The organism is Streptomyces sp. NPDC033136 (genome assembly GCF_055578235.1).
Genome location: NZ_JBVIPD010000014.1, coordinates 12462 through 25358 on the forward strand (window position 1 = coordinate 12462; position 12897 = coordinate 25358).

12 protein-coding genes are annotated in these 12897 nt (G+C 71.7%); 8 read left to right on the top strand and 4 right to left on the bottom strand.

What is annotated here, in order from left to right; genetic code table 11:
- Nucleotides 1-226 precede the first annotated feature (226 nt).
- Together ACZ5TL_RS24360 and ACZ5TL_RS24365 are read left to right on the top strand one after the other, a co-directional pair.
- On the top strand, nt 227-649 hold the full coding sequence (locus tag ACZ5TL_RS24360) for a PH domain-containing protein (protein ID WP_468592559.1): 423 nt from the start codon (nt 227-229) through the stop codon (nt 647-649).
- Nucleotides 646-1971: a PH domain-containing protein gene (locus ACZ5TL_RS24365; RefSeq protein WP_468592325.1), complete on the top strand. Its 1326-nt coding sequence runs from the start codon at nt 646-648 to the stop codon at nt 1969-1971. Before ACZ5TL_RS24360 ends, ACZ5TL_RS24365 begins: the two co-directional genes overlap by 4 nt.
- A 57-nt stretch (nt 1972-2028) precedes the next feature.
- Here ACZ5TL_RS24365 and ACZ5TL_RS24370 read toward each other — a convergent pair whose 3' ends face one another.
- On the bottom strand, nt 2029-3237 hold the full coding sequence (locus ACZ5TL_RS24370; protein ID WP_468592326.1) for a hypothetical protein: 1209 nt from the start codon (nt 3235-3237) through the stop codon (nt 2029-2031).
- A gap of 147 nt (nt 3238-3384) precedes the next feature.
- Nucleotides 3385-4521 (bottom strand): alpha/beta hydrolase, encoded by a 1137-nt coding sequence (locus tag ACZ5TL_RS24375; RefSeq protein ID WP_468592327.1) that lies wholly within the window; start codon nt 4519-4521, stop codon nt 3385-3387.
- Nucleotides 4522-4754: 233 nt separating this feature from the next.
- On the opposite strand from ACZ5TL_RS24375, the gene ACZ5TL_RS24380 reads away from it, so the two are divergent.
- The 6 genes from ACZ5TL_RS24380 (at nt 4755) to ACZ5TL_RS24405 (ending at nt 9866) form a co-directional block, all read left to right on the top strand.
- Nucleotides 4755-6617, top strand: coding sequence for a phosphatidylglycerol lysyltransferase domain-containing protein (locus tag ACZ5TL_RS24380; RefSeq protein ID WP_468592328.1), 1863 nt, complete (start codon nt 4755-4757; stop codon nt 6615-6617).
- 83 nt (nt 6618-6700) lie between these two features.
- The gene (gene folP, locus ACZ5TL_RS24385; protein WP_468592329.1) at nt 6701-7582 is read left to right on the top strand and encodes a dihydropteroate synthase; all 882 of its coding nucleotides are present in this window, start codon (nt 6701-6703) and stop codon (nt 7580-7582) included.
- Nucleotides 7579-8082 (top strand): nuclear transport factor 2 family protein, encoded by a 504-nt coding sequence (locus tag ACZ5TL_RS24390; RefSeq protein ID WP_468592330.1) that lies wholly within the window; start codon nt 7579-7581, stop codon nt 8080-8082. The genes folP and ACZ5TL_RS24390 overlap by 4 nt, the downstream gene beginning before the upstream one ends.
- Nucleotides 8083-8351: 269 nt before the next feature.
- On the top strand, nt 8352-8711 hold the full coding sequence (gene folB, locus ACZ5TL_RS24395) for a dihydroneopterin aldolase (protein ID WP_468592331.1): 360 nt from the start codon (nt 8352-8354) through the stop codon (nt 8709-8711).
- Entirely contained in the window at nt 8708-9319 is a 612-nt protein-coding gene (folK, locus tag ACZ5TL_RS24400) for a 2-amino-4-hydroxy-6-hydroxymethyldihydropteridine diphosphokinase (RefSeq protein WP_468592332.1), read from the top strand. Before folB ends, folK begins: the two co-directional genes overlap by 4 nt.
- 58 nt (nt 9320-9377) lie before the next feature.
- On the top strand, nt 9378-9866 hold the full coding sequence (locus tag ACZ5TL_RS24405) for a DUF3180 domain-containing protein (RefSeq protein WP_468592334.1): 489 nt from the start codon (nt 9378-9380) through the stop codon (nt 9864-9866).
- Nucleotides 9867-9993: 127 nt separating this feature from the next.
- On the opposite strand, the gene folE is transcribed toward ACZ5TL_RS24405, so the two are convergent.
- Complete coding sequence (gene folE / locus ACZ5TL_RS24410; RefSeq protein WP_468592335.1) at nt 9994-10599, bottom strand: GTP cyclohydrolase I FolE; 606 nt, start codon at nt 10597-10599, stop codon at nt 9994-9996.
- 110 nt (nt 10600-10709) lie between these two features.
- Entirely contained in the window at nt 10710-12749 is a 2040-nt protein-coding gene (gene ftsH / locus ACZ5TL_RS24415; RefSeq protein ID WP_468592336.1) for an ATP-dependent zinc metalloprotease FtsH, read from the bottom strand.
- Between the last annotated feature and the right edge of the window lie 148 nt (nt 12750-12897).

Consider the following 12897-nt stretch of genomic DNA (forward strand, 5'->3'; position numbering starts at 1 on the left):
CCCGGCAGGGCAGCCCGGGAGTGCCGTCACCGCCCCCGGGCAGGAGCGGCCCGCCAGTAGGGCCGGGGGCGCCCCTGGGCAGGAGCGGCCCGGCAGCGTGGCCGGGAGCCCCGGGCCGGCAGCCGTCGCGCCGCACGGGACGGCCGCCGGGCGGCCCGAGGCCGTGCCTCCCGCTCGCGACCTCGCCGAGCCCGTCTGGATCGCCCTGCCGCCCGGTCTGCTCACGATGCGCCGGCTGCTGCTGGTCGTGTGGCTCGGGCTGATCACCCTGGCCGCCGGGCTCGTGCCGGGGCTGCTGGCCGGGCCCGCCTGGGCCCTCTTCGCGCTGCCGCCGCTGGCGCTGCTGGTCTGGGGCTGGGTGATGGTCGAGCGCAACTGGCGTTCCTGGCGGTACGCCGAGCGCGCCGACGACCTGCTGATCAGCCGCGGCGTGCTGTGGCGCGAGGAGACGGTCGTGCCGTACGGGCGGATGCAGCTGGTCGAGGTCACCTCAGGTCCCGTCGAGCGGCACTTCGGGCTGGCCAGCGTGCAGCTGCACACGGCCGCCGCGGCCACCGACGCGACCATCCCGGGCCTGGACCCGGCGGAGGCCGAGCGGCTGCGCGACCGGCTCACCGAGCTGGGCGAGGCCCGATCGGCGGGGTTGTGACGACGCCCCGGGCCGTCGAGCCCGAGACCGGCGTGGTCGAGCGGCGGCTGCACCCCGTCACTCCGCTCAGGCGCGCCTGGGCCCCCGTCGCCGTCCTCATCGGCTGGGCCGTGCACGACCCGGACGGGGCACAGCGCCATCTGACCCGGCTCACGACGACCACACTCCTCATCGGCCTCGCCGTGCTCGTCCCGGCCGCCGCCCTCTACGGTTTCTGCTCCTGGTGGTTCACACACTTCGCGGTGACCGGGACCGACCTGCGCATCCGCACCGGGCTCGTCTTCCGCCGCACCGCGCACATCCGGCTGGAGCGGATCCAGGCCATCGACGTCACCCAGCCGCTGCTCGCCCGGGTCGCGGGCGTCGCCAAGCTGAAACTCGACGTCATAGGCACCGACAAGAAGGACGAACTGGCCTTCCTCGGCGCCGACGAGGCCCGCACGCTGAGGGCCGAACTACTCGCCCGGGCCGCCGGTTTCGCACCCGAGACCGCCCACGAGGTCGGCGAGGCCCCGTCCCGGCAGCTGCTGCGGGTACCGCCCGGCATCCTCGCCGTGGCCCTGGTGCTGACCGGCGCGACCTGGGGGTCACTGGCCGCGGCGCTCTTCGTCCCGCCGGTGCTGTGGCTGGCCACCCACAGTCTGTGGACGGTCCTCGCGGTCGCCCTGCCGCTGCTGGGCGCGGCGGGCGCGAGCAGCGTGGGGCGGTTCGTCACCGAGTACGACTGGACGGTCGGCGAGTCGCCCGACGGCCTGCGCATCGACCACGGCCTGCTGGACCGGGCCCACGAGACGGTCCCGCCGGGGCGGGTGCAGACCGTGCGGATCGTGGAGCCGCTGCTGTGGCGGCGGCGCGGCTGGGTGCGTGTGGAACTGGACGTGGCGGGCTCGTCCAACTCCGTCCTGCTGCCGGTCGCCCCGCGCGAGGTCGCCGAGGACGTCGTCGCGCGCGTGCTGCCCGGAGTGACCGTGCCCTCGCGCGCGGACCTGTCGCCGTCGCCGCGCCGCGCCCGCTGGTGCGTGCCGGTGTGGTGGCGCGGGTACGGACTCGCCGTCACCGACGCGGTGTTCGCGGCCCGGTCCGGGCTGCTGCAGCGGAGCCTCGCGCTGGTGCCGCACGCCAAGGTGCAGAGCGTACGGATGACGCAGGGCCCCTGGGAGCGGGCCCGGGGCGTGGCCGACGTGACGGTGGACACCGGCGCCAACAAATCGGTGACGGCACGGCTGCGGGACGCAGGCGAGGCGCGCGATCTGCTCGCGGCCCAGGCGGAGCGGTCGCGCACCGGGCGCAGGGACGCGCGGCCGGATCGCTGGATGGCATGACGCGAGAAGGCCCCCGGAACGGAGGCCTTCTCTCTCGCTGAGGGGCGGTGCCGAGGGTCAGGAAACCGCGCTCCGCAGCCCCTGCACATCGATGTGCTCGGTCTCGTCGTGCGCAGTCAGGTCGATGACCTGGCCGATCCCGCGCGACTCCTCGTCCGCCGGCTTGAACCGGGCCTCGGTCTCGGCCTTGTGCAGGGCGAGGGCCTCCTGGCCGACGACGTCGGCGAGGTCCTCGTTCTGCACGGCCTCCAGGGCCGCCCGTGAGGTGCCCTGCTTGGTGCCGAAGAAGTCGAACCCGCCCTCGGTCAGCGGGCGTCGCACCGGCGGCTGCGGCGCTACGGCCACGGCGGTCGGCACGGTGTAGTGGCCGGACGCCGCCTGTGCGGTCCGGGCGGGCTCCAGGAACTGCCCGGTCTCGGTCCGCGCGGCGGTGGCGGTGGTCGCGTGCTCGTGCCCGCCGACCGCCTCGGACTGCCCCTGCGGCTCGTCCTCCGGGGACTGCTCCCGCTGCTCCGCCTGCTCCTGCTTCGAGTCTTGCTTCGACTCCTGCGCGGGCTCCGCGTCATCACCCTTCGGTACGCCGTCGCCGTCGCCGCCGCCGTCCGGGTCCGGAACCGTCTCGCCGTCGAACCGGGCAAGTGCGGCCGCGGCCCGCAGGAACAGCCGGGAGCCCTCGGGCGAGAACACGGCGGGAACCGCGGGCTCCTCCTCGACGGCGAGAGCGGCAGGCGCCCCGCCCGGCTCCGGCGAAGCACCCGCGGCGGCCGACGCGTCCGGCGCCCCGGCGGGCAGCGCCGCCCGCACCGGAGCCGTCGCCTCTATCTCGAGTACCCGGCGCTCCTCCAGGACGCTCGCCCGCTCGGCCTCCGACGTGGCGTACCGGCGCAGCAGCGCGGCGTGCTCGTTGCGCAGCCCGGCCAGTTCCGTGCGCTTGGCGCGCAGCCGCTGCTCCAGCTTCCCGCGCAGCTCGCGGGACTCCTCGAGGTCGGCCTCCAGTTCGGCGACCCGCTCCTCGAAGCGCCACTCGTCGCTCGCACGCGCGCGCGTGAGGTCGGCGACGCGCTTGCCCGCCTGGGTGTCCCAACGGCGGAGTACGACCGCACCGGTGACCGCCGTCGCCGCGGCGGCCGCGGCCAGACCGCGGAGCACCGTCGGCTCCGTGAACAGCCAGGGCCCCAGGGCGCAGACGAGGGAGACGCCTGCGATCGCCGACGGGGGCAGCAGCCTGTGCAAGGGCGGGGAATGGCGATGACGTCCACGTGGCATGGCCAGAAACTTACCGCGCGTAGGCGAATCATGGTGAGTCACCCCGCAAAAACAAAGCCATACCAAGGGACTCACACGGCATCAGAACTCGGGAAGAACCGGAATCGCCCCTTCGGTCAATTGCCGGGACCATTCCCAAGATCATTCTCAGCGGTCGTCCGGCCACCCGCTCATCGATAGCCGGCCGCTCATCCACTCCAGCGCCGCCGGAATCTCGCGCCGCCAGGTGTTGAAGTTGTGTCCGCCGCTTTCGAGGATGATCGACGAGATCCGCGTCCGCCCGGTGTCCTTCACCCGCTCTATGAACCTGAGGGTGTCCTTGTAGTTGGTTTCGCCCCTCTTACTGCTGGTGACCAGCAGGGACGTGTCCGGGGCGGGCATGTGCGCGAGGTACCACCACAGATCGGCCCGATTCCGCAGCCCCTTGTCGCCCTGGAAGAGATCTCCCGTCGTGGCGTCGATCGGCGCCTTGTAGTACGCGGACAGACCCGCCCCGGCGGCATACACGCCGGGATGGTGCAGGGCGATCTTCAACGCGCAGTAGCCGCCCGTGGAGTTGCCGATGATGCCGAGGCCGCCCGGCTTTCGGACCACCCTGTAGTGCGTGCGCAACGCGTCGGGCAGATCCTTCGCGAAGAACGACTCGGCCTGCGGACCGCCCGGGATGTCGACGCACTCCGTGTCCCGGGGCGGCGCCACCGTCGGCCGCAGCATCACGAGGATCATCGGCTCCGCCCGGCCCGCACGGGCCAGTTCCAGGGCCGTGCGCGGGTAATGGAGCTTTTCCACCAGCGCCGACGCCGTGCCCGGGTAACCGGTCAGCACGACGGCCGCGGGAAACCTGTGGGTGCGGTACCGGGGCTGGAAGTACTCCGGCGGCAGATAGACGTACGCGGGCGTGGCGATGCGGGTCGTCCGGCCCACGATGTCGACCTGCTGGACCCGGCCGCCGCTCTGAGGCCGCGCCCCGCCCGCTCCCGGCACCCGCCGCGAGCCGACCACCTCCAGCGGCCCCTCGCCCGGTGTGTGGTCGACGACCACGCCCTGCTCCTTCTCCTGCCCGAACAGGTCCGCCCAGCTCGCGTAGAACCCGAAGGCCTGGTTGGCGGCCAGGCCCACCGCCGCGAACAGCGCCGCCTGCGTGGCCAGCAGCAGGCCGACGCGCCCGCACACCGCCCGCCGGCCGCGCCGGGCCAGCCGCGGCCACAGCCAGACCGTGCCGGCGAACAGCAGCACGGCGGACAGCACCGCCAGCGCCAGCACCTTGTTGCTCGTGAGACCCATGCGTTGGTTACCTGCTCGCGCTCTCCGTCCGGCGGCGCCCCGCGAGCATACCTTCGCAAGGGCTTGCCCCGGACTTTCCTCGGCCTTTGAAGCGGCTTTGACCTGGGGAGTGAACCTCCCTCCCCAAGACACCGTCCTAGAGGGCGCAATGTCGCCGGATGCCCGAATCGGCACCGGATCCAAGGTCTCTCGCGGAACTACGGGATGCGATGTCTGTCAGGACAGATGAGGAAATGTCGGGTGAGGTTCCGAGCCGCCGAAGCGGTAAGGCCCGCACGGACCGACTGGGCCGTTTGGGCCGGTTTGGCCGTATGAGCCGTATCCTGCGCGGGCCGCGCCCCGAGGCCGTCCCCCTCCTCGTCGGCAGAGCCTGCGCCCTCGTGGGCGTGCTGGACATCGCCGCGGGCGTCTTCCCCCGCTTCCGGCACAGCCGGATGCACGCCATCGCCGAAGTACTGCCCGGCGCGCTAGGCCCGTTCGCGGCCGCCCTCTCCCTCAGCACCGGCGTGCTGTTGCTGCTGCTCGCCCACGGCCTCAAGCGCGGCAAGCGCCGGGCCTGGCGGGCCGCCGTGGCCCTGCTCCCGGCCGGTGCCGTCGCACAGTTCACCTACCGGCACTCGATCGCCGGCGTCCTGATCTCCCTGGCCCTGCTGGCGCCCCTGCTGTGCCACCGCGACCAGTTCGACGCCCTGCCCGACCCGCGCAGCCGCTGGCGGGCGCTGGCCAACTTCGTCCTCATGAGCGCCGGTTCGCTCATGCTGGGCCTGCTCATCGTCAGCGTCCACTCCGGACGCATGCTCGGCGACCCCAGCCTGGCCGACCGCCTCACCCACGTCATCTACGGCCTCTTCGGCCTCGAAGGGCCCGTCGACTACCAGGGCAACACCTCCTGGACCGTCGCCTTCTCGCTCGGCGCGCTCGGCCTGCTCACCGCCATCACCACCATCTACCTGGCCTTCCGCCCCGAGCACCCCGCCGCACACCTCACCGAGGAGGACGAGTCCCGGCTGCGCGCCCTGCTGGAGCGGCACGGCCACCGCGACTCGCTCGGCCACTTCGCGCTCCGCCGCGACAAGGCCGTCGTCTTCTCCCCCAGCGGCAAGGCGGCCGTGACCTACCGCGTGGTCTCCGGCGTCATGCTCGCCAGCGGCGACCCCATCGGCGACGTCGAGGCCTGGCCCGGCGCCATCGAACGGTTCATGGACGAGGCCAGGGCCCACTCCTGGACCCCCGCCGTCATGGGCTGCTCCGAGACCGGCGGCGAGGTGTGGACCCGCGAGACCGGGCTCGACGCCCTGGAACTGGGCGACGAGGCGGTGGTGGACGTCAAGGATTTCTCCCTCGCCGGCCGCGCGATGCGCAACGTGCGCCAGATGGTCAAGCGCATCGAGCGCGCCGGTTACGAAACCCGGGTACGACGTGTCCGTGACCTCGGCGACGCCGAGCTGGAGCGCATCCGGCTCGCCGCCGACGACTGGCGCGGCACCGACACCGAGCGCGGCTTCTCCATGGCCCTCGGCCGCGTCGGCGACCCCGCCGACGGCGACTGCCTCATCGCCACCGCCCACAAGCAGGACGAACACCCCGGCCCCTACGGCGACCTGAAGGCCGTCCTGCACTTCGTGCCATGGGGCACCGACGGCGCCTCGCTCGACCTGATGCGCCGCGACCGCTCGGCCGACCCCGGCATGAACGAACTGCTCATCGTGGCCGCCCTCCAGGCCGCCCCGAAGCTCGGCATCGCGCGCGTCTCCCTCAACTTCGCCATGTTCCGCTCGGCGCTGGCCCGCGGCGAGAAGATCGGCGCCGGACCGGTGCTGCGCGCCTGGCGGGGACTGCTGGTCTTCCTCTCCCGCTGGTTCCAGATCGAGTCCCTGTACAAGTTCAACGCCAAGTTCCAGCCGCGCTGGGAGCCCCGCTTCGTCGTCTACCGGGCCTCCGCCGACCTGCCCCGCATCGGCTTCGCCGCCATGCAGGCCGAGGGCTTCGTCAACCTCGCCCTGCCGCTGCCGCGCTCCCTGCGCCGTGGGGGCCCGGCCGGCCGCCGCCCGAGCGCCCACGGCACGACGACGGAACGCACCATCCGAGCGGCCTGACCCGAGCCCTCCCCCGGGGCTCGCACGGGCCGTCTCCCGGGCCGGAGCGCCGGACGGCCCCCGCCGGGGCCTACGCTGAACATATGAGCAACCAGAGCGGACGCGGGCGCGTGCCGGGCCTGCCGGAACGGGACCGCTGCGCGGTCATGGGGGTCGTGAACGTCACCCCCGACTCCTTCTCCGACGGCGGCCGCTTCTTCGACACCACGGCCGCCGTCAAACACGGCCTCGACCTGGTCACCGAGGGCGCGGACCTGGTCGACGTCGGAGGCGAGTCCACCCGGCCCGGCGCCACCCGCGTGGACGAGGCCGAGGAACTGCGCCGCGTCGTCCCCGTCGTCCGCGGCCTGGCCTCCGAGGGCGTCACCGTCTCCGTCGACACCATGCGCGCCTCCGTGGCCGAACGGGCCCTGGCGGCCGGCGCCGCCCTCGTCAACGACGTCAGCGGCGGCCTCGCCGACCCGCGCATGATCCCCGCCGTCGCCGACGCCGGCGCCCCCTTCGTCGTCATGCACTGGCGCGGCTTCCTCCAGGGCGGCAACATCCGCGGCGAGTACGCCGACGTCGTCACGGAGGTCGTCGACGAACTCCACGCGCGCGTGGAGTTCGTCCTGGCGGGCGGCATCGCACCCGACCGCGTCATCGTCGACCCCGGCCTCGGCTTCTCCAAGGACGCCGAACACGACCTCGCCCTCCTCGCGGGCCTCGACCGGGTCCTCGCCCTCGGCCACCCCCTGCTCGTCGCCGCCTCCCGCAAACGCTTCCTCGGCCGCGTCCTGGCCGGCCCCGACGGCCCGCCCCCGCCCGCCCGCGAACGCGACGCCGCCACCGCCGCCGTCTCCGCCCTCGCGGCGCAGGCCGGCGCGTGGGCCGTCCGCGTGCACGAGGTACGTGCCTCGGCCGACGCCGTACGCGTCGCACGCGCCGTCGAAGGCGCACGCACCGGCGCAGAAGGAACCCGGTGAGCGCCCCCCACACCGACGTCGAGCAGGTCGAGGCCGCCAACACCGCCTTCTACGAGGCGCTGGAACGGGGCGACTTCGAGGAACTCGCGTCGCTCTGGCTGACCCCTTCCGACCTCGGCGTCGACGAGAGTTACCACGACCCGGCCGACACCGGCGTGGTCTCCTGCGTGCACCCCGGCTGGCCCGTCCTCACGGGCCGCGGCGAGGTCCTCAGGTCGTACGCCCTGATCATGGCGAACACCGACTACATCCAGTTCATCCTCACCGACGTGCACGTCTCGGTCACCGGCGACACCGCCCTCGTGACCTGCACCGAGAACATCCTCAGCGGCGGCCCCGCCCCCGAGGGCGACGAGGAGCTCGGCCCGCTCGTCGGCCAGCTCGTGGTCGCCACCAACGTGTACCGGCGCACGCCCCAGGGGTGGAAGATCTGGTCGCACCACGCTTCCCCCGTTCTGGCTGAAGCCGACGAGGACGAGCAGGACGACACCCCCGCCTGAGTGGGTACTCACCAGGAAGGGGCTGGAATCCGATAAGTGATGGGAATCCGGTAAGTGGTTGGAATCACCGACCCGCGGGTACGGGCGGATACCAGCCTGTGAGCCACCGGGTTCCCAGGGGAAACACCGGATGAACCCTGACGGGCCCGGCCGGTCCCCCCCACCCCCTTGGCCCGGCCCCGTCCGTGCCCGCAGGTAGATTCGACCGAGGCCGGTGTGCCGCCGCGCGGCACCCCCGGCCGAGACCGACGATTGCAGGAGTGATTCGCGTGGATCGTGTCGCGCTGCGCGGCCTGAGGGCCCGTGGGTACCACGGTGTGTTCCCGAGGGAACGCGAGGAGGGGCAGACCTTCGTCGTGGACCTCGTCCTCGGCCTGGACACCCGCCCGGCCGCGGCCGACGACGACCTGGCGAAGACCGTGCACTACGGCATCGTGGCGGAGGAGGTCGTGGCCGTCGTCCAGGGCGAGCCCGTCAACCTCGTCGAGACGCTCGCCGAGCGCGTCGCCCAGGCCTGTCTGAAGCACGAGGAGGTCCAGGAGGTCGAGGTGTGCGTCCACAAGCCGGACGCCCCGATCACCGTCCCCTTCGACGACGTGACCGTCACCATCACCCGGAGCCGACTATGACCGCGCCCTTCCTCAAGGGTCCCAGCGACCCGACCGTTCAGCCGGTGCCCGCCTCCGTCGTCGACAAGGTCGACGCCGCCGACACCACTCTCAGCAATCCCAAACGGGCCGTGGTCGCCCTCGGCTCCAACCTCGGCAACCGCCTGGAGACCCTCCAGGGTGCCGTCGACGCCCTGGGGGACACCCCCGGCGTCCGCATCAAGGCCGTCTCCCCGGTCTACGAGACCGAGCCCTGGGGCGTGGACCCGGGCAGCCAGCCCTCCTACTTCAACGCGGTCGTGGTCCTCAAGACCAGCCTCCCGCCGTCCTCGCTGCTGGAGCGCGCCCACGCGGTCGAGGAGGCCTTCCACCGCGTCCGCGACGAGCACTGGGGCCCCCGCACCCTCGACGTCGACATCGTGTCCTACGCCGACGTCGTCTCCGACGACCCGCAGCTCACCCTCCCCCACCCCCGCGCCCACGAACGCGCCTTCGTCCTGGCCCCCTGGCACGACCTGGACCCCGAGGCACAGCTCCCCGGCCGCGGCCCGGTCGCCGGACTGCTGGACGCCGTCACCCGGGAAGGCGTCGCGCCCCGCGCGGATCTGGAACTCCGGCTGCCCGAGTAGCCGTTAAGGTCGAGACGGCCACGAACCGGGCCGAAGCCGGGGGAACCGAAGGGACACCGTGAAAGAGCTGCGCATCAGGTTGCTGGCCGGCGTCTTCGTCGTGGCAGGGGTCCTGTCCTGGGCGGGCGCCCGCCTGTGGAACTCGCTCGGCACGCTCCCCAGCGTCCCCGTGGCCGCCCCGATCGTCCTGGCCCTGATCGCCGTGGTCCTGCTGGCCACGGCGCTCTCGCTCCGCGCCCGGCTGAAGGCCCAGCGCGAGCGGCTGCCCGACGCCAAGGGCGTCGACCCCATGATGGCGGCCCGCGCGGTCGTCTTCGGCCAGGCCAGCGCCCTGGTCGCCGCCCTGGTCGCCGGGATGTACGGCGGCACCGGCGTCTTCCTTCTGGAATCCCTCGACATCCCCGCCCGCCGCGACCAGGCCGTCTACGCCGGCTTCTCGGTCCTCGCGGGCATCGGCGTCATAGCGGCAGCGATCTTCCTGGAGCGGGTCTGCAAACTCCCGGAAGACGACGAGAACGACGGCACGGGGGCGGCACCGACGGTGTGACCCCGCCCCCGCTCTCCAGGGCTGACGGGCGGTATGCCCCGTGCACAGGCTGCTGGTGACCCGGTGAACCCGGTGACCTGGTGATCCGGTGATCCGGTGATCCCGGTCGACGGCTTCGCCGCGGTCGTCAGCGCGCCATGATCAGGCTCATGGCCTCATTGCGGGTGGCCAGATCACGCAGCTGACCGCGGACCGCCGAGGTGATGGTCTTCGCGCCCGGCTTCCGGACCCCGCGCATCGACATGCACATGTGCTCGCACTCGACCACAACGATCACGCCACGCGGTTCCAGGATCTGCATCAGGGAGTCGGCGATCTGCGTGGTCAGTCGTTCCTGGACTTGCGGACGCCGTGCGTACACGTCGACGAGCCGCGCCAGCTTGGAGAGGCCGGTGATCTTGCCCTCGACAGACGGAATGTAGCCGACATGGGCGACTCCGACGAAGGGCACGAGGTGATGTTCGCACGAGCTCAGGACTTCGATGTCCTTCACCAGCACCATCTCGTCATGCCCGAGATCGAACGTCGTCGTCAGCACGTCCTCCGGCTGTTGCCACAGGCCCGCGAATATCTCCTTGTACGCCCGCGCCACGCGCGCCGGCGTCTCCCGGAGGCCCTCGCGGTCCGGGTCCTCGCCGACCGCGAGCAGGAGTTCGCGGACGGCGTTCTCGGCGCGCTTCTCGTCGAACTCGCCGATCTTGCCCTCACCGTCCAGCGTCACGGGGTCGGTCATCTGGTGCCTCGTTCCTGTGTCCTCATGGCGGAAAAGCCGCGCCCCCCAGGCTAAAACCTGGGGGGCGCGGCATCCATTCCGGGGCCGGTGGGCCGCCGGGAGAGCGTCGGTCAGCTCTCGGGGCGGTCCTCCGGGGTCCGCTCGGGCGCCGGGGCGGGCTCCGCCACGGTGCTCTTCGCGGTGCTGATGGCCGGCGTCGCGCCGTTCGCCCCGTTCGTCAGGGCCAGCTCCTTGGGGGAGAGGACCGGCGGGCGGGTGGACGGCGTACGGCGCGAGGAGCCCGTCCAGGCGGGCCGCGGCGGGCGCTTGACGATCGGGGCGAAGATCTCGGCGATCTCCTCCTTGCCCAGCGTCTCCTTCTCCAGGAGGGCCAGGACCAGGTTGTCGAGCACGTCGCGGTTCTCGACCAGGATCTCCCACGCCTCGTTGTGCGCGGTCTCGATGAGCTTCTTGACCTCTTCGTCGACGAGCGCGGCGACCTCTTCCGAGTAGTCGCGCTGGTGAGACATCTCACGCCCGAGGAACGGCTCGGTGTTGTCCCCGCCGAACTTGATCGCGCCGAGGCGCTCGGTCATGCCGTACTGCGTGACCATCGCGCGGGCCAGACCGGTGGCCTTCTCGATGTCGTTCGCGGCACCCGTGGTCGGGTCGTGGAAGACGAGCTCCTCGGCCGCGCGGCCGCCCAGCATGTAGGCGAGCTGGTCGAGCATCTCGTTGCGCGTGGTCGAGTACTTGTCCTCGTCCGGCAGCACCATCGTGTAGCCGAGGGCCCGGCCTCTCGACAGGATCGTGATCTTGTGGACGGGATCGGAGTTCGGTGAGGCCGCCGCGACCAGAGCGTGTCCGCCCTCGTGGTACGCGGTGATCTTCTTCTCCTTGTCCGACATGATCCGGGTCCGCTTCTGCGGGCCCGCGACCACACGGTCGATCGCCTCGTCCAGCATGTGGTTGTCGACCAGCTTCTGGTCGCTGCGGGCCGTCAGCAGGGCCGCCTCGTTCAGCACGTTGGCCAGATCGGCACCCGTCATACCGGGCGTACGGCGGGCGACGGCCGACAGGTCGACGTCCGGGGCGACCGGCTTGCCCTTCTGGTGGACCTTGAGGATCTCCAGACGGCCCTGCATGTCCGGGCGGTCGACGGCGATCTGCCGGTCGAAGCGGCCGGGGCGCAGCAGCGCCGGGTCGAGGATGTCGGGCCGGTTCGTCGCGGCGATGAGGATCACGCCGCCCTTGACGTCGAAGCCGTCCATCTCGACGAGCAGCTGGTTCAGGGTCTGCTCGCGCTCGTCGTGACCGCCGCCGAGGCCGGCGCCGCGATGGCGGCCGACCGCGTCGATCTCGTCGACGAAGACGATCGCCGGGGCGTTCGCCTTGGCCTGCTCGAACAGGTCACGGACCCGGGAGGCACCGACACCGACGAACATCTCGACGAAGTCGGAACCGGAGATCGAGTAGAACGGCACGCCGGCCTCGCCCGCGACGGCACGCGCCAGCAGGGTCTTGCCGGTGCCGGGAGGCCCGTAGAGCAGGACGCCCTTGGGGATCTTGGCGCCGACGGCCTGGAACTTGGCCGGCTCCTGGAGGAACTCCTTGATCTCGTGGAGCTCCTCGACTGCCTCGTCCGAACCGGCGACGTCGGAGAACGTCGTCTTGGGGGTGTCCTTGGTGATGAGCTTCGCCTTGGACTTCCCGAAGTTCATGACGCGGGAGCCGCCGCCCTGCATCTGGTTCATCAGGAACAGGAACACGACCACGATCAGCACGAAGGGCAGCAGCGACAGCAGGATCCCGACGAACGGGTTCTGCTTGGACGGCGAGACCGTGTAGCCGTCCGAGATCTGCTTGTCCTGGTACTTGTTCTGCAGCGTGTTGGCGATGTCCACGCCCTGGTCGCCGATGTAGCTCGCCTGGATCTTCGAGCTGCCCTCGATCTTTTCGTCGCCCTTGAGCGTGATCTTGATGATCTGCTCGTCACCGGTGGTGAGTTTGGCCGACTCCACCTTGTTCTGGTTGATCGCCTGGACGACCTGGCCGGTGTCCACCGTCTTGTAGCCGCCGGACGAGCCGACGACCTGCATCAACACGACCACGGCAAGGACGGCCAGCACGATCCACATGACCGGCCCACGGAAGTATCGCTTCACGTCCATCCATACGGAGCGGTGCCGCCCCGTCCCTCCTGCCATAGTGAGTTTGATAAAAGACTGTTCTTCGGACGGTACCCCAGCATTGTCACCTGAAGCTGCGCGGTGCGGCTGGCGATCCGTCTACGCATGCTCCAACGGCGCGAAGCCCGCT